Here is a 16104-nt window from a genome sequence, read left to right as displayed (position 1 = left end):
AAGACTATAGGTCATTTTGCACAACCTTGAGAGCTGGCTCACAGCCTTAGGCTGAAACGGGGAACCAAACCACTACTCACGAACGGACGTCAACGATGACTGTGCCTACTCTCAACCGGGAACGGCCCGCGGCCGCCGCCAGCCGTCCCGGCCTGACGACGCAGCTGCTTCGCCGGAAGCCGATCGGACAGCTCGTCAGCGAAGCCGAATCCGGTCACGGCGGCACGCGGCTGGTCCGCAGCTTCGGTGTGCTGCAGCTGACCATGATCAGCGTCGGCGCCACCCTCGGCACCGGCATCCTGGTCATCCTGGGCGAATCCGTCCCGCTGGCCGGCCCGGCCATCTGGATCTCCTTCGCGATCGCCGGACTCGCTGCGCTGCTCTCCGCCGTCTCGTATGCCGAGATGGCCGGACTGGTGCCCGCAGCGGGTTCGAGCTACTCCTACACCTACGCGACCATGGGCGAAGGCATGGCCTGGATCTGCGGCTGGTGCCTGGTGCTGGAATACGCCGTCTCCGTGGCGGCCGTCGCCGTCGGCGCGGGCCAGTACGTCAACGAAGCCCTGGCCGTCTTTGGCCTGACGCTGCCGGACGCCATCTCGCAGCCGCCCGGCGACGGCGGGGTGCTGAATGCACCGGCGATCGTGATTGTGGTCCTCGCAATGGTGCTGCTGGTCCGCGGCGCCAAGGAAAGCGCCTGGATCAACACGGCCATCGTGCTGATCAAGGTCGGCATCCTGCTGTTCTTCTGCGCGGTGGCGTTCACCGCCTTCAACGGCGCACACTTCGAGCCCCTGCTGCCGATGGGCGCCGCCGGCGTCTCCGCCGCAGCCTCCCGGGTGTTCTTCTCCTACATCGGGTTCGACGCGGCGTCCACGGCCGGCGAGGAAGCCCGGAACCCGAAGCGCGACCTGCCGAGGGCCATCCTGCTCTCGATGCTGATCGTCACCACCATCTACGTGCTCGTCGCCGTTGCAGCCATCGGCGCGCGGCCGTGGGGCTGGTTCGACGGCAACGAGGCCGCCCTCGTGAAAATCCTCGAGGAAACCACCGGGCAGCCGTGGATCGCGCTGGTGTTCGCGGTCGGAGCCGTGCTGGCCATCGCCAGCATCGTGCTGACGGTTCTCTACGGACAGACCCGGATCCTGCTGTCGATGGCACGGGACGGCCTGATTCCCAAGATCTTCGGCCGCGTTTCGGCCCGCACCGGCACCCCGGTTGCCGGGACCCTGATCGTGGGGGCCGCCGTCGCCCTCACCGCGGGCCTGGTGCCGCTTGGCGCGCTGGCGGACGCCACCAGCATCGGCACGCTCTTCGCCTTCGCCCTGGTCAACGTCGCCGTCATCTACCTGCGGCGCACCCGGCCGGAGCTCAAACGCAGCTTCCGCGTCCCGCTGTTCCCGCTGACGCCGATCCTGGGCGCCCTGATGTGCGCCTACCTGATGGCCAACCTGGGCGCCGAGACCTGGGCGGTCTTCGGCATCTGGATGCTGGTGGGCCTGGCAGCCTACTTCGGCTACGGCCGCAGGAATTCGAGGGTAGCGGCCCTGAGCCACGAGGAATACCGTGAACTATCCGGCGCCGCCCCCTCCGAGCCCACCCCGTCCGCTCCCGAACCGATGAAAGCAAGCCACTCATGACCACCGCCACCGAACTTCCGGCCCCCGGACCGACTACGTCGGGCAGCGGCGCCGAAGCACCCATCACCATGCTGAATCCGGACTTCCCCTTCAGCTACGACCACTACCTGGCCCATCCCGCGGGCCTGGGCAGCATCCCCGCCGGGCTGTACGGGACCGAAGTTGCCGTGGTCGGTGCAGGACTCTCCGGGCTCGTCACGGCTTATGAGCTGATGAAACTTGGCCTCCGCCCGGTGGTCTACGAAGCGGACCGGATCGGCGGCCGGCTGCGGACCGCGAGCTTCCCCTCCGCCGCCGGGGTTGTCGCCGACCTCGGCGGGATGCGGTTCCCGGTCTCCGGCAAGGCCTTCTACCACTATGTGGAGCTGCTCGGGCTGGAAACCGACGAGTTCCCCAACCCGCTGGCGGCGGCGACCTCCAGCACCGTGATCGAGCTCGCCGGGCAGAAGTACTACGCCGAAACCGCCGCGGACCTCCCGCCGTTCTTCCGGGAGGTGGCGGACGCCTGGAAAGCTGCCGTCAACGACGGCGCCAGGTTCACCGAGATGCAGGAAGCCATCCGGGCCCGGGACACCGCCAGGATCAAGGAGCTTTGGAACGAGCTACTTCCGCTCCTGGACGAACAGACGTTCTACGGCTTCATCGCCGGCAGCGACTCGTTCAAGCAGGCCGGATTCGCCCACCGCGAGGCGTTCGGCCAGGTGGGATTTGGAACCGGAGGCTGGGACACGGACTTCCCCAACTCCATCCTGGAAATCCTGCGCGTCGTCTACACCGATGCCGACGACCGGCACCGGCTCATTGCCGGCGGCGCGCAACGGCTCCCCGAGGCGCTCTGGCGGCACGCGCCGTCGGGCATGGCCCACTGGCCGGAAGGGACCTCCCTGGCGAGCCTGCACGCCGGGGCCCCGCGCGGCGCCGTGGACCGGATCGCCCGGGACGGCAGCGGCGACTTCCGGATCCGGGAGCGGTGGGGCCGCGAGTCCGCCTATCCCACCGTCGTGACCACCTGCCAGTCATGGCTGCTGTCCACCCGGATCCACACCGAAGAAACGCTGTTCCCCGCCGAACTCTGGACGGCGATCGAGCGCTCGCACTACATGCAGTCGTCCAAGACCTTTGTGATGGTGGACCGGCCCTTCTGGAAGGACATCGATCCCAGGACTGGCCGCGAGGTCATGTCCATGACGCTGACGGACCGGCTGAACCGTGCCACGTATCTCCTGGACAACGGCCCGGACCAGCCGGCGGTGATCCTGCTGTCCTACACCTGGAACGACGACGCACTGAAATGGCTGGCCCTGGACGCCGACGAGCGCGTGGAGCTGATGCTGCACTCGCTCGCCCAGATCTACCCCGACGTCGACATCGCCAGCCACATCGTCGGCCAGCCGATCACGGTCTCGTGGGAAGCGGACCCCAACTTCATGGGGGCGTTCAAGGCGAACCTGCCGGGCCACTACCGCTACCAGCAGCGGCTCTTCACCCATTTCAAGCAGGACAAGCTGCCGGCGGAGCAACGCGGGATCTTCCTGGCCGGCGACGACGTCTCCTTCACGGCAGGGTGGGCGGAAGGCGCCGTCACCACCGGGTTGAACGCGGTCTGGGGCGTCGTCAACCACCTGGGCGGCCGGACGTCCCCCGGGAATCCGGGGCCCGGGGAGTTGCTGGACGAGCTGGGTCCGATCCCGCTGGATTAGCCCGTCCCGCCGGCCTGGGCCGGCCTGGCTCTTCAGGCGCCGTGCAGCTCCCGGTGGGCCCGGGCCAGCTCCTGGTAGTGCGCCGCGTTGTGCTGGACGCCCGCGAATTCCTCGTCGCTCAGCGCGCGCCGGACTTTGGCCGGCACCCCGGCGACGAGCGAGCGGGGCGGCACGACGGTGCCTTCGAGCACCACCGCGCCGGCGGCCACCAGGGAGCCCGCGCCGATCACGGCGCCGTTGAGGATGGTGGCGCTCATGCCGATCAGGCAGTCGTCCTCGACCGTGCAGCCGTGCACGACGGCGCTGTGGCCGACGCTGACCCGCTCGCCGACGGTGCAGGGGAAGCCGGGATCGGCGTGCAGCACCACGTTGTCCTGCAGGTTGGTCCCGGCGCCCACGGTGATGGCGGCGGTGTCGGCGCGGACGGAGACGCCGTAGAAGGCGCTGGAGTTCTCGGCCAGCGTGGCCTTGCCGATCACGGAGGCCGTGGGCGCGATGAAGACGGAGTCATGGACGGCCGGGCTGTCGCCGGCGAATGCGTAGAGGGGAGCCATGCCTCCAGACTAGGACACGCACCGGGAAACCCGGACAGCCCTCCCAACTGGCTCGCAGTAGTTGTCGTTTGGAGCGCTCTAAACGACAACTACTGCGAGCTACTTGGGTGAGGGGTCAGGCGGGTGAGGGTCAGTCGGGGGAGCGGAGGACCGTGAAGCCCTCGCTGTGTTCCGGGAGGCCGGGATCGGGGAGGACGACGGCGATCGGGGCGCCGGGTTCCGCCACGCGGCCGAGTTCGCGGACGACGTCGGCCCACTTCTCCGGCGGCAGGCCCGCCAGGGCGTCCACCGCCCACACGGAACGGAATGCCGAGTCGGCGAACGGAAGGGCGGCGGCTGCGGCCACCGAGGCCTCCAGGCCGCGGGCACGCGCCGAATGGATGTGTTCCTCCGAGGGGTCCACGCCGGTGAAGTGGATTCCGGACTGGACGAAGAGGAGCCCATCCGCGCCGGGGCCGCAGTCGAGGCCCAGCACCGAGTGCCTGCCCTCGGACTTGAGCAGGGACACGAACTCGGCCAGCCGGTCCTCCCGCAAACGTGCCATACCTCTCATTAAATACCCGGGTCAGTTAAACACTACGGTCAGCTAAAGACGGTCAGCTAAAGACCACGGTCCGGTTGCCGTCCAGCAGCACGCGGTGTTCGGCGTGCCACTGCACGGCCTGGGCGAGGGTGCGGCCCTCGACGTCCCGGCCCATCTGGACGAACTGCTCGGCGCTGCGCCGGTGGTCCACCCGGATGACTTCCTGTTCGATGATCGGCCCCTCATCCAGGGCGGCCGTGACGTAGTGCGCCGTGGCGCCGACGAGCTTCACGCCGCGGGCGTGGGCCTGGTGGTACGGCCTGGCGCCCTTGAAGGACGGCAGGAAGGAATGGTGGATGTTGATCGCCTTGCCGGTCAGCTCATGGCACAGCTCGTCGGAGAGGATCTGCATGTACCGGGCCAGGACGGTGAGCTCGACGTCGTGCTCCGCCATCAGCGCGCGCAGCTCGTCCTCGGCCCGGACCTTGGAGTCCCGGGTGACCGGGATGTGGTGGAACGGGATGCCGTAGAACTTCGCCAGACCCTCCAGGTCCTGGTGGTTGGAGACAATGGCCGGGATCTCGATCGGCAGCGTTCCGGAGCGCTGCAGGAACAGCAGATCGTTGAGGCAGTGCGCCGAGGTGCTGGCCATCAGCAGGGTGCGGACCTTCCGGCCTGCCGGGTTCAGGCTCCACTGCATGCCGAAGGCCAGCGCCACGGGCTCCAAGGCGGCGTGCAGTCCGGCCTGGGCGGACGCCGTCGTCGCCTCGACCCGCATGAAGAAGGTGCCGGTGTCCTGGCTGCCGTACTGCTGCGAGTCCGTAATATTGCAGCCCGCCACCAGGAGGGCGCCGGCGACGGCATGCACGATTCCCGGCCGGTCCGGGCAGGAGAGGGTCAGGATGTAGGAAGCAGTCAGCTGGTCGTCAGTCACGATGAACAGCCTACCCGCGGGTGCGACGGTCCTGGGGTAGGCTTAAACGGTCGCAACTGGCGTTGGGTGGCTAAACCACCAGGGAGCGGCACTCACGAAGACCACGGATCGTACGCCTGGGCCGAGGGTCAAGTTTTGCCGGTCGGCAGCGCCTGCTGCCGCCCCGCCGTCGGCACCCCTGAACGGGTGCAGCCCTTGGCGCGTGCCCCGGATTTCCGGGACCGTAATCTAGGGGCGCGGCAGCGGGCCAGCCGGTAACCTGACCTTAAGCAGTGCCCGTTGCCTAGCCAGGAGTTCTTCGTGACTACTTCCGTAAACCTTTCCTCGACCGCCGTGAGCAACCAGCCGCTGGCCGAACTCGATCCCGAGATTGCCGCCGTCCTGGCCCAGGAGCTTGGCCGCCAGCGCGGCACCCTGGAAATGATCGCCTCCGAGAACTTCGCCCCCCGCGCGGTGATGGAAGCCCAGGGCTCGGTCCTGACCAACAAGTACGCCGAGGGCTACCCGGGACGCCGCTACTACGGCGGCTGCGAATACGTCGACATCGCCGAGCAGCTCGCGATCGACCGGGTCAAGGACCTCTTCGACGCCGAATACGCCAACGTCCAGCCGCACTCCGGTGCCCAGGCCAACGCCGCCGCCCTCTCCGCCATGATCACCCCGGGCGACAAGATCCTGGGCCTCTCGCTGGCGCACGGCGGCCACCTGACCCACGGCATGAAGCTCAACTTCTCCGGCAAGCTCTACAACGTGGCCGCCTACCAGGTCGAGGAAGACACCTTCCGGATCGACATGGACAAGCTGCGCGAGCAGGCCCTTGCCGAGAAGCCGCAGGTGATCATCGCCGGCTGGTCCGCCTACCCCCGCCAGCTCGACTTCGCCGCCTTCCGCTCGATCGCGGACGAGGTCGGCGCCCTGCTCTGGACCGACATGGCACACTTCGCCGGCCTCGTCGCCGCTGGCCTGCACCCGAGCCCGGTGCCGCACTCCGACGTCGTCACCTCCACCGTGCACAAGACCCTCGCCGGCCCCCGGTCCGGCGTCATCCTGGCCAAGAAGGAGTGGGCCAAGAAGATCAACTCCAACGTCTTCCCGGGCCAGCAGGGCGGCCCGCTCATGCACGTGATCGCGGCGAAGGCGGTCGCCTTCAAGATCGCCGGCACCGAGGAATTCAAGGAACGCCAGGAGCGCGTCCTGGAAGGCGCCCGGATCATCGCCGAGCGCCTCAGCCAGGCGGACGTGTCCGACGCCGGCGTGTCCGTCCTCACCGGCGGCACCGATGTGCACCTGGTTTTGGTGGACCTGCGCAATTCCCAGCTGGACGGCCAGCAGGCCGAAGACCTGCTTCACTCCGTGGGCATCACCGTCAACCGCAACGCCGTGCCGTTCGATCCCCGCCCGCCGATGGTCACCTCCGGCCTGCGGATCGGAACCCCGGCCCTGGCCACCCGCGGCTTCGGCGCCGAGGAGTTCACCGAGGTGGCGGACATCATCGCCACCGCGCTGAAATCCGGTTCGGCCACGGATGTGGAGGCCCTGCAGGCCCGCGTGGACAAACTCGCCGCCGACTTCCCGCTGTACCCGCAGCACGAGCAGTGGTGACCGTATGACCACTGCCAACGCCGCGAACACGGCTGCTAAAACCGCGCAGGTCCTGGACGGCAGGGCCACCGCCGCCGCGATCAAGGCCGAACTGACCGAACGCGTGGCCGTCCTCAGGGCCAAGGGCATCGTCCCCGGCCTCGGCACCATCCTGGTGGGCTCGGACCCGGGGAGCACCTGGTATGTGGCCGGCAAGCACAAGGACTGCGCCGAGGTGGGCATCACCTCCATCCGCCGCGACCTGCCGGAGGAGACCAGCCAGGACGAACTGCTGGCCGCGGTCCGGGAGCTCAACGAGAACCCGGAATGCACCGGCTACATCGTCCAGCTGCCGCTGCCCAAGCACATCGACCAGGACGTCATCCTGGAGGCCATGGACCCGGAGAAGGACGCCGACGGCCTGCACCCGATGAACCTGGGCCGGCTCGTGGCCAACGTCGGCGGACCCATGAAGTCGCCGCTGCCCTGCACGCCCAAGGGCTGCGTTGAACTGCTGACCCGGCACGGGATCAGCCTCCGCGGCAAGCGCGTGCTCGTGGTGGGCCGCGGAGTGACCATCGGACGCCCGGTGGGGCTCCTGCTGACCCGCAAGGACGTCAATGCCACGGTCATCCTGGCCCACACCGGAACGGTGGACCTGCCCGCCGAGCTCCGCCAGGCCGACGTCGTGATCGCCGCGGCCGGCCAGCCGCACATGATCAAGGCGGAGGACCTCAAACCCGGGGCCATAGTGCTCGACGTCGGCGTCAGCCGGGTCGATGACGGTTCCGGCAAAGCCGTGGTCACCGGAGACGTGGACCCCGCCGCTGCCGGCGTCGCCGCCTGGCTGTCCCCGAACCCCGGCGGAGTGGGGCCGATGACCCGCGCCATGCTGCTCGCCAACGTGGTGGAGACCGCGGAACGCCACTTGGCAGAGAAAAGCAGCTCGGGCATCGCCTGACGGGTATCCCGGCGGTCGAGCGTGGCCCCGGAACCGACGGCAGGGCGCCTACTCCCGCGGGAGTAGGCGCCCTACCCCGTTCAGCAGACGACGCCGGCCCGCCCCGCCGCTAGGCTCGGAGTATGCCGCGCCGATTCCAGGGTCCGCCCACCAGCATCGTGGTGATTGCGGTGGCCGTGGTCCAGGTGGTGGGCACGGTTTTCGCCGCGGCCCGGCAGCCTGATCACCGGCCGCTGGACGTGCTGGCCTTCGCGCTGCTGCTGGCCGGGCCGGCCGCGTTGTCGCTCCGGCGAAGAGCACCGGCAGCCACGCTTCCGGTGGCCGCCGCGGCAACCATCCTCTACCTGGCCTCCGGCTATCCCTGGGGGCCGGTGCTGCTCTCACTGGCGCTGGCCACCGTGTTCTCGGCAGCCGCGGGCAGGCGGTGGCAGACCTGGACGGTGGCGGGTGCCTGCGCCGCCGCCCTGGTTGCCTTCTTCCTGGCCAAGGGCGATGAAGGTGCCCTGATCCGCGCCGTGGCCGGAACGTCCTGGCTGGCCATCCTGGTGCTGCTGGGAGAAGGAGCCCGGCTGCGCGGCGAACGCGTGGCGGAAAGGCGCCGCCAGCATGAAACCCGGGAGCAGGCCGCCCGGGACGAATACCGGCTGGCGCTGGCCCGTGACATCCATGATGTGGTGGCCCATTCGCTGTCCATGATCAACGTCCGCGCCTCGGTGGCGCTGCATCTGGGGGACCGGGACCCGGACCAGTTCCGCCCTGCCCTGGAGGCCATCAAGACGGCCAGCAAGGAATCCCTGGACGAGGTCCGCCAGCTGCTGGGCGTGCTGCGTGACGACGCCCCGCTCCGCCCCGCCGCGGATCCGGGGCTCCAGAGACTGCCCGAACTCGCCGACAACGCCCGCCGGGCCGGGCTGGAGGTGCGGCTGGACCAGCGGATCGACAGGCCGCTCAGCGCAGCCGTGCAGGAGGCGGCCTACCGGATCGTGCAGGAGGCGCTGACCAACGTGGTGAGGCACTCCGGAGCCAGCCGGGCCGCCGTCGTCCTTGAGGCTCCCGCCGATGCCGGACGCCTCACCGGCCCTGATGCCGGACGGCTGACCTTAACGGTCGACGACGACGGCCGTGGCGCTGCCGGCGCCCCCGAGGGAACCGGTGTGACCGGCATGCGGGAACGGGCCGCCGCGCTGGGCGGAACCGTGGAGTTCCTGCCCCTGGAGCCGGGCTGGCGCGTGCGGGCGGTCCTTCCGCTGGCCGGGACCCCGGGGGAGGAACAGCGATGATCCGCATCCTGATCGCCGACGATCAGACGCTCATCCGCGCCGGATTCCGGGCACTCCTGGGCGCCGAGCCGGACATGGAAGTCGTGGCCGAATGCGGCACCGGTGACCAGGCCGTGCGGCTGGCGGCACGCGACAAACCCGACGTCGTGCTGATGGACATCCGCATGCCGCATGGGGACGGGCTGGAGGCGACCCGCCGGATCCTGGCTGATCCAGGGCTCGCGGGAACCCGGGTCATCATCCTCACCACTTTTGAACTGGACGACTACATCGCGGAGGCCGTGCGCGCCGGCGCGGCGGGGTTCCTCGTCAAGGACACCGAGCCGGAGGAGCTGCTCCGCGCCGTGCGCGTGGTGCACGACGGCGACGCCCTCCTGTCGCCGTCGGTGACCCGCCGCATCATGGCGCAGCTGGCGGTGCAGTCCCGCGTCGCCAGCCCGCCCAGGGTCACGGACCAGATCACGGACCAGATCACGGACCGTGAACGCGAAGTCCTGCAGCTGGTGGGCGAGGGACTCAACAACGCGGAAATCGCGGAGCGGCTCTTCATCACCCCGCTCACGGCGAAGACCCACGTCTCGCGGATCATGGCCAAGCTGCAGGTCCGCGACAGGGTGCAGCTGGTGGTCCTCGCGTACGAATCGGGCCTCGTCCGCCCTGGCTGGACCGGCTGACGGTCCGCTTGGCGTGCAGCCGGCTTGCGTGCAGCCGGCCGGCGCATCCGGCGGTCTCCCGGTGGAGTACGCCGCGCGGCGAAAGTGACTCCCCGCGGCGGATGCGGAGGGTGCGGCTGCGGAGAAGACTCGATGCAGAGCCGGGAAACGGCTCGAACCGAGAGTTTGGACGACTGACATGCTTACCTCAATGACTGCCGCGATTACCGGCCCTGCCGCCGCCATCGCCACCCGCGGGCCCTGGTCCGACGGCGGGTTCTCACCATGGTTCCTGCTGTTCCCGCTGTTCTGGATCCTGGTCATCGGCCTGCTGATCTTCATCGGCAGGCGCACCTGGCGTTCCAACCGCCGCTGGGCCGCTGCGCAGGGCGGCGAAGGCGTGCTGCGGGAACGTTATGCCCGCGGGGAAATCGACGAAGACGAATACCGGAAGCGCCTGCACGTACTGCGCGGCGGAGAGAAAAGCGCAGGGAAATAGGCGCAGGGAAATGGGCGGCGCAGGGAAATAGGCGGAGCGAAATGGGCGGAGCGAAATAGGCCGGAGCGAAATAGGCGCAGCGAAACAGGCCGGCCTGCCGGTTGGGCCAGCGGATTTCCTTCGGGGAGTTCGCTGGCCCCGCTCCGCCACCGTGAGCCTCCAACCTGGCGATCGGAAAACGTCTGGATTTTTAGCGATCGGGCTCTTTCCTTGTTCGAACCCACCTACTAACGTGGGGCGGGTGCCTGAACTTGTGTCGAAAGAATCCTCTCCCAAGGAAGCCTCTCCCAAGGAAGCGCCGTTGAGCAGCCCCTCCGAAACCGGCTCGCCGCAGTATGTCATCACCGCCGAGAACCTGACCAAGCGCTACGGCGAGGTCACCGCCGTCGACGGTATCTCCTTCCGCGTGCCCGCCGGGGAGTCCTTCGGGCTGCTTGGACCCAATGGCGCCGGCAAGTCCACCACCATGAAGATGATCGGCGGGGTGTCCCAGCGGACCTCCGGGACCCTCAGCATCATGGGCCTGGACCCCGACCTGAACGGACCGGAAGTCCGCGCGCACCTGGGCGTGGTGCCGCAGCAGGACAACCTCGACGAGGAACTCAAGGTCCGGGACAACCTGCTGGTCTACGGCCGCTACTTCGGCCTGCCGATGAGCTACCTCAGGCCCAAGGCGGACGAGCTGCTGGAGTTCGCCCAGCTCACGGACAAGGCCAGGTCCAGGGTGGACGCGCTTTCCGGTGGCATGAAGCGCCGGCTCACGATCGCCCGTTCGCTCATCAATGAGCCTCGGATCCTGCTGCTGGACGAACCGACCACGGGCCTTGACCCGCAGGCCCGCCACATCCTGTGGGACCGGCTGTTCCGGCTCAAGGAGCAGGGTGTCACCCTGATCCTGACCACCCACTACATGGACGAGGCCGAGCAGCTCTGCGACCGCCTGATCGTGGTGGACAAAGGCAAGATCATGGCCGAGGGCTCGCCCGCGAGCCTGATCCGCGAATACTCCACCCGTGAGGTCCTCGAGCTGCGCTTCGGTTCGGAGCGCAACGCCACCGTCGGCGCCGAGCTCGACGGCGATGACGCCGTCGAGCGGGTCGAAACCCTCCCGGACCGCGTCCTGATTTATGCCCACGACGGCGAGGCCGCCCTTGAGCAGGTCTCCGCCCGGGGACTCCGGCCGGTCACCTCGCTGGTGCGCCGGTCCTCGCTGGAGGACGTCTTCCTGCGCCTGACCGGCCGGAGCCTCATTGACTAGGAAGCAGAGTTGACTAAGAAAGCAGAGTTGACTAAGAAGGCAGAGTTGACTGAGCGGGCCGTCACTGGAAAGGACGGAACCGCACCGGCGCCGCTGCGCGCCCACTCGCCGGCCGTTGCGGCGGCCCGCGCCAGGAAGTGGGGCGCGTTCTACTACGCCGAGCAGGTCCTCCGGGTGATGAAGGGCTACGGCTGGACCATCATCATGTACGGCGTCGGGCAGCCGGTGGCGTACCTGTTTGCGATGGGCGTGGGCCTCGCCACCCTCGTGGAAGGCAACAGCACCTCGGCGTTCGGCGGCGTCAGCTACCTCACCTTCATCGCCCCGGCCCTGCTGATCTCGGCCACGGTCATGACTGCCGCCAACGAGTTCACGTTCCCGGTGATGGACGGCTTCAAATGGCGCCGCGTCTTCTACGGCCCGCACGCCTCGCCGCTGACGCCGGAGCAGATCGCGGGTGGGCAGGTCATTGCCGTCACCGTGCGTTTCCTGCTGCAGTCTGCCCTTTACTTCGCGGTCGTCGCGCTGTTCGGAGCGTCCCCGAGCGGCTGGGGCTGGGTCTCAATCCTGGTCGCCGCCCTCGCCGGGCTGTCCTTCGGGCTGCCCCTGATGGCTTACGCGGCAGCCATCAAGGACGACAAGGGCCAGTTCGCCATGGTCATGCGGTTCATCGTGATGCCGCTGTTCCTGTTCTCCGGCACCTTCTTCCCGCTGGACACCCTGCCGCTGGGCGTCCGCTGGATCGGCTGGATCTCACCGATTTGGCACGGCACCGAGCTGGGCCGGGTGGTCAGCTACGGCTACCAGGAGGCCCCGCTGCTGACCGCCGCGCACCTTGTGTTCCTGCTGGTCCTCGCCGTCGTCGGCTGGATCCTGACCAGGCGGCAGTTCGCCAACAGGATGGGCTCATGAGCGCCGTCGTCGAAAGCCCCGATTCCGGGAACTCCAGCGTCACGGAGGCCGCCCGCAACCGGCACTTCGGCCCGCTCTACTCGCGCAACGTGCGCGCCGTCGTCGCCCGCGGGCTGATGGCCACCAAGAGCAGCAACTGGATGGTGATGCTCTCGGGCTTCTTCGAACCGGTGCTGTACCTGATCGCCATGGGTGTGGGCCTGGGCGCGATCGTCGGTGCCGTGCAGGGGCCCGGCGGCCAGGAGATCTCCTACGCCGCCTACATCGCCCCGGCGCTTTTGGCCGTGTCCGCCATGAACGGAGCGGTCTACGACTCCACCTGGAACGTCTTCTTCAAGATGAACTTCGCCAAGCTGTACCAGGGCATGCTCTACACCTCGCTGGGGCCGCTGGACGTCGCCATGGGGGAGATCTTCCTGGCGCTGCTGCGCGGGCTCATGTACGCCACCGGCTTCACCGCCGTGATGGGCGTGATGGGGCTCATCACCACGCCCTGGGCCGTCCTGATGATCCCGGCCGCGGTGCTGATTGCCTTCGGCTTCGCGAGCTTCGGCATGGGCATCACCAGCTTCATGAAGACCTTCCAGCAGATGGACTGGATCAACTTCGTGATGCTGCCGATGTTCCTCTTCAGCGCCACCTTCTACCCGCTCAGCGTGTACCCGCAGTACATCCAGTGGTTCATCCAGGCCATGCCGCTGTGGCACGGCGTGGAGCTGCTCCGGCAGATCAGCGTGGGGGTGTTCACCCCGGCGACGGCTCTGCACATCGGCTACTACCTCGTGATGATCGCCCTCGGGCTGCTGCTCACCACCGGACGGCTGCGCAGGCTGTTCCTCAAGTAGGGCGGTCCCGGACCCCAACTGGCTAGCAGTAGTTGTCGTTTTGGGCGCCCAGAACGACAACTACTGCCACCCAGTTGGGATGGACGCCGGCGGAAACGTTCGCCCGGGGTGGAAGCGGGGCGGCGGGCGGCGCGGGTTTGCGATAATGGGGGAATGCAATCTCTGGGCAAATCCGCGTCTTCCAAGCCGTCCGCGTACAACGCCGCCACGGGCAAGTTCTCGTTGTTCCGGATCGGCGGGCTGGGCATGACCGTCTTCATCATCGCGTTCCTGGTCGCGGTCATCTTCGCGGCCAACCAGAACGACGTCGTGGGCTGGGTCGTGGCGATTATCGCCGCCTTCTGGCTGGCCCTGGCTTCCTTCGTCGTCTTCAGCATCCAGAAGGCCGCCAGGAAGGCCGGCGCCAAGCTCACCGAAGCGCAGAACGCGTTCAACGCGGCAGCCGGCCGGGCGCCGTCGTCGGGCAGCGTTGACCACGGCAACACCCGGCTCGTGGGCCAGCGCCGCGAGGCGGACGAGGTCCGGGACCTCAAACTGGACCACTCCTTCAAGATCGTCCAGGTGCAGGTCCGCGTCGTGGAGCAGGAGCGCGTCAAGGGCGCCGCCTCGGACCAGGACACCATCCGGCGGGCGCTGGAGACCATCGAGATAACCGCCACCAACGCGCGGGACATGATCAAGTCCTCCGGCGGAAGCGACGAGCCCGTCTCCGGAACCATCATCGACTAGAGTGGATCGGGTGAGCTCGGCATTGGAGAAGGACCACCTTCGCATCGCATCTGTCAACGTCAACGGCCTTCGCGCCGCCTACAAGAAGGGCATGGCGGAATGGCTGGAGCCCCGCGGAGTGGACATCCTGTGCCTGCAGGAAGTCCGCGCCCCTGACGCGATCGTCCACGAACTGCTCGGCGAAGGCTGGTACATCCTGCACGCCGAAGCCGAGGCCAAGGGCCGCGCGGGCGTCGCCATCGCCTCCCGCGAAGAGCCCGTCGCCACCCGGGTGGGCATCGGCGAGGACTACTTCGCCACCGCCGGCCGCTGGGTCGAGGCCGACTACACCGTCCGGGACGCCCAGGGACAGGCCTCCCGGCTGACCGTGGCCAGCGCCTACGTCCACTCCGGTGAGGCCGGCACGCCCAAGCAGGACGACAAGTTCCGCTTCCTGGACGTCATGCTCAACCGGCTGCCCGAGCTCTCCAAGCACAGCGACCATGCCCTCGTGGTGGGCGACCTGAACGTGGGCCACACCGAGCTGGATATCAGGAACTGGAAGGGCAACGTCAAACGTGCCGGCTTCCTGCCGGAGGAGCGTGCCTACTTCGACCGCTTCTTCGGCGAGGAAATCGGCTGGAAGGATGTTCACAGGGGCCTGGCGGGTAACGTCGACGGCCCCTACACTTGGTGGTCGCAACGGGGACAGGCCTTCGACACCGACACCGGCTGGCGCATTGACTACCAGATTGCCACGCCCGCTCTCGCTGCTGCGGCAGTGTCAGCCGTTGTTGACCGGGCACCGTCCTGGGATACCCGCTTCTCTGACCACGCTCCGCTGGTAGTGGACTACCGGCTCTAGTCTTAAGGCTTTCACGAATGACCTCTCCTTCAACTGCGACCACCGGCACTGACACCGTGCCCGACGCCGGTACCGCGCCCGCCGCCACGGCGGCGGTGCCCGCCGCCACGGCGGCGGTGCCCGCCGCCACCTCACCCGGCACGTCCGCTTCTGCCCCGACCACCACCGGAGCCCGGCACCGGATCCTTTCCGGAATGCAGCCCTCGGCCGACTCCCTGCACCTGGGCAACTACCTCGGCGCCCTGGTGAACTGGGTCCGGATGCAGGACGAGTACGACGCGATCTTCTTCATCCCGGACCTGCACGCGATCACGGTCCCGCAGGATCCGGCGGAGCTGGCCCACCGCACCCGGGTCACGGCCGCGCAGTACATTGCCGGCGGCGTGGACGTGGACAAGTGCACCCTCTTCGTCCAGTCCCAGGTGCCCGAGCACGCCCAGCTGGCATGGGTCCTGAACTGCATCACGGGGTTCGGCGAGGCCTCCCGGATGATCCAGTTCAAGGACAAGGCCGGCAGGCAGGGCTCCGACCACGCCAGCGTCGGCCTGTTCACCTACCCGGTCCTGCAGGCCGCGGACATCCTCCTGTACCAGCCGCACGGCGTCCCGGTGGGTGAGGACCAGCGTCAGCATGTGGAACTCAGCCGCGACCTCGCCCAGCGCTTCAACACGCGCTTCGGCGAGACGTTTACAGTTCCCCAGCCCTTCATCCAGAAGGAATCGGCGAAGATCTATGACCTGCAGCACCCCACCGCCAAGATGTCGAAGTCGGCGGATTCACCGGCCGGCCTGATCAACCTCCTGGACGATCCCAAGGTCACGGCCAAGCGGATCAAGGCCGCCGTGACGGATGCCGAGACCGAGATCCGCTTCGACCGCGAGGCCAAGCCCGGCGTCTCCAACCTGCTCGCCATCTATTCGGCCATCACCGGGCAGAGCGTCGAGGCACTCGTCGCCGCGTACCAGGGCAAAATGTACGGCCGCCTCAAGGCGGACCTGGCCGAGGTCGTCGCCGAGCGCCTCACCCCGATCCGGAACCGGGCCAATGAGCTGCTGGACGACCCCGCGGAGCTGGACCGCCTGCTGGCCCTCGGCGCAGACAAGGCCCGCGAGATCGCCTCCGTCACCCTCCGTGACGTCTACGCCAAGGTGGGTTTCCTGCCCTACGCCGGAGCCCACGGAGTCCGCTAGG

At 68.2% G+C, this 16104-nt stretch carries 16 protein-coding genes and 1 riboswitch; of the genes, 13 read left to right on the top strand and 3 right to left on the bottom strand.

Translation table 11 applies throughout. The annotated features are described in order from the left end of the window. The first annotated feature begins 95 nt into the window (after positions 1-95). Together ABIB26_RS11375 and ABIB26_RS11370 are read left to right on the top strand one after the other, a co-directional pair. The gene (locus tag ABIB26_RS11375; RefSeq protein WP_354242754.1) at positions 96-1640 is read left to right on the top strand and encodes an amino acid permease; all 1545 of its coding nucleotides are present in this window, start codon (positions 96-98) and stop codon (positions 1638-1640) included. After that, on the top strand, positions 1637-3340 hold the full coding sequence (locus tag ABIB26_RS11370; RefSeq protein WP_354242752.1) for a flavin monoamine oxidase family protein: 1704 nt from the start codon (positions 1637-1639) through the stop codon (positions 3338-3340). The genes ABIB26_RS11375 and ABIB26_RS11370 overlap by 4 nt, the downstream gene beginning before the upstream one ends. Before the next feature lie 32 nt (positions 3341-3372). On the opposite strand, the gene ABIB26_RS11365 is transcribed toward ABIB26_RS11370, so the two are convergent. The 3 genes from ABIB26_RS11365 to purU all read right to left on the bottom strand — a co-directional run bounded on the left by ABIB26_RS11365 (position 3373) and on the right by purU (position 5351). Beyond that, positions 3373-3894 (bottom strand): gamma carbonic anhydrase family protein, encoded by a 522-nt coding sequence (locus tag ABIB26_RS11365; protein ID WP_354242749.1) that lies wholly within the window; start codon positions 3892-3894, stop codon positions 3373-3375. 130 nt (positions 3895-4024) lie between these two features. After that, complete coding sequence (locus tag ABIB26_RS11360) at positions 4025-4438, bottom strand: class I SAM-dependent methyltransferase (protein WP_354242747.1); 414 nt, start codon at positions 4436-4438, stop codon at positions 4025-4027. A gap of 52 nt (positions 4439-4490) precedes the next feature. After that, positions 4491-5351, bottom strand: a complete 861-nt coding sequence (purU, locus tag ABIB26_RS11355; RefSeq protein ID WP_354242744.1) for a formyltetrahydrofolate deformylase — start codon at positions 5349-5351, stop codon at positions 4491-4493. Between the two features lie 42 nt (positions 5352-5393). Next, positions 5394-5480: riboswitch (ZMP/ZTP riboswitch) on the top strand. Positions 5481-5651: 171 nt separating this feature from the next. Between purU and glyA the strand changes: the two genes are divergently transcribed. The 11 genes from glyA (at position 5652) to trpS (ending at position 16103) form a co-directional block, all read left to right on the top strand. Further along, on the top strand, positions 5652-6953 hold the full coding sequence (gene glyA / locus ABIB26_RS11350; RefSeq protein WP_354242742.1) for a serine hydroxymethyltransferase: 1302 nt from the start codon (positions 5652-5654) through the stop codon (positions 6951-6953). A gap of 4 nt (positions 6954-6957) precedes the next feature. Further along, positions 6958-7893, top strand: coding sequence for a bifunctional methylenetetrahydrofolate dehydrogenase/methenyltetrahydrofolate cyclohydrolase (locus ABIB26_RS11345; RefSeq protein WP_354242739.1), 936 nt, complete (start codon positions 6958-6960; stop codon positions 7891-7893). 122 nt (positions 7894-8015) lie between these two features. Next, complete coding sequence (locus ABIB26_RS11340) at positions 8016-9173, top strand: sensor histidine kinase (protein WP_354242736.1); 1158 nt, start codon at positions 8016-8018, stop codon at positions 9171-9173. Continuing rightward, complete coding sequence (locus ABIB26_RS11335) at positions 9170-9847, top strand: response regulator (protein ID WP_354242733.1); 678 nt, start codon at positions 9170-9172, stop codon at positions 9845-9847. The genes ABIB26_RS11340 and ABIB26_RS11335 overlap by 4 nt, the downstream gene beginning before the upstream one ends. A gap of 190 nt (positions 9848-10037) precedes the next feature. Then, positions 10038-10325 carry an SHOCT domain-containing protein gene (locus ABIB26_RS11330; protein WP_354242731.1) on the top strand — a complete coding sequence of 96 codons (288 nt, stop codon included), beginning with the start codon at positions 10038-10040 and terminating at the stop codon, positions 10323-10325. Positions 10326-10626: 301 nt separating this feature from the next. Beyond that, a complete protein-coding gene (locus ABIB26_RS11325; protein WP_354242728.1) occupies positions 10627-11583 on the top strand; it encodes an ABC transporter ATP-binding protein in 957 nt (318 codons plus the stop codon). A gap of 45 nt (positions 11584-11628) precedes the next feature. Then, positions 11629-12495 carry an ABC transporter permease gene (locus ABIB26_RS11320; protein WP_354242890.1) on the top strand — a complete coding sequence of 289 codons (867 nt, stop codon included), beginning with the start codon at positions 11629-11631 and terminating at the stop codon, positions 12493-12495. Then, entirely contained in the window at positions 12492-13340 is an 849-nt protein-coding gene (locus tag ABIB26_RS11315; RefSeq protein ID WP_354242726.1) for an ABC transporter permease, read from the top strand. The genes ABIB26_RS11320 and ABIB26_RS11315 overlap by 4 nt, the downstream gene beginning before the upstream one ends. Before the next feature lie 153 nt (positions 13341-13493). Then, complete coding sequence (locus ABIB26_RS11310) at positions 13494-14069, top strand: hypothetical protein (RefSeq protein WP_354242724.1); 576 nt, start codon at positions 13494-13496, stop codon at positions 14067-14069. Between the two features lie 10 nt (positions 14070-14079). Next, complete coding sequence (locus ABIB26_RS11305) at positions 14080-14913, top strand: exodeoxyribonuclease III (protein WP_354242721.1); 834 nt, start codon at positions 14080-14082, stop codon at positions 14911-14913. 17 nt (positions 14914-14930) lie between these two features. Then, on the top strand, positions 14931-16103 hold the full coding sequence (trpS, locus tag ABIB26_RS11300) for a tryptophan--tRNA ligase (RefSeq protein WP_354242718.1): 1173 nt from the start codon (positions 14931-14933) through the stop codon (positions 16101-16103). Position 16104 lies beyond the last annotated feature (1 nt).

Source organism: Arthrobacter sp. UYEF20 (assembly GCF_040546335.1).
In the GTDB taxonomy this organism is placed as follows: domain Bacteria; phylum Actinomycetota; class Actinomycetes; order Actinomycetales; family Micrococcaceae; genus Arthrobacter.
The sequence above is the reverse complement of the archived record's forward strand: the minus strand, read 5'-3'. Positions and strand labels throughout refer to the sequence as shown.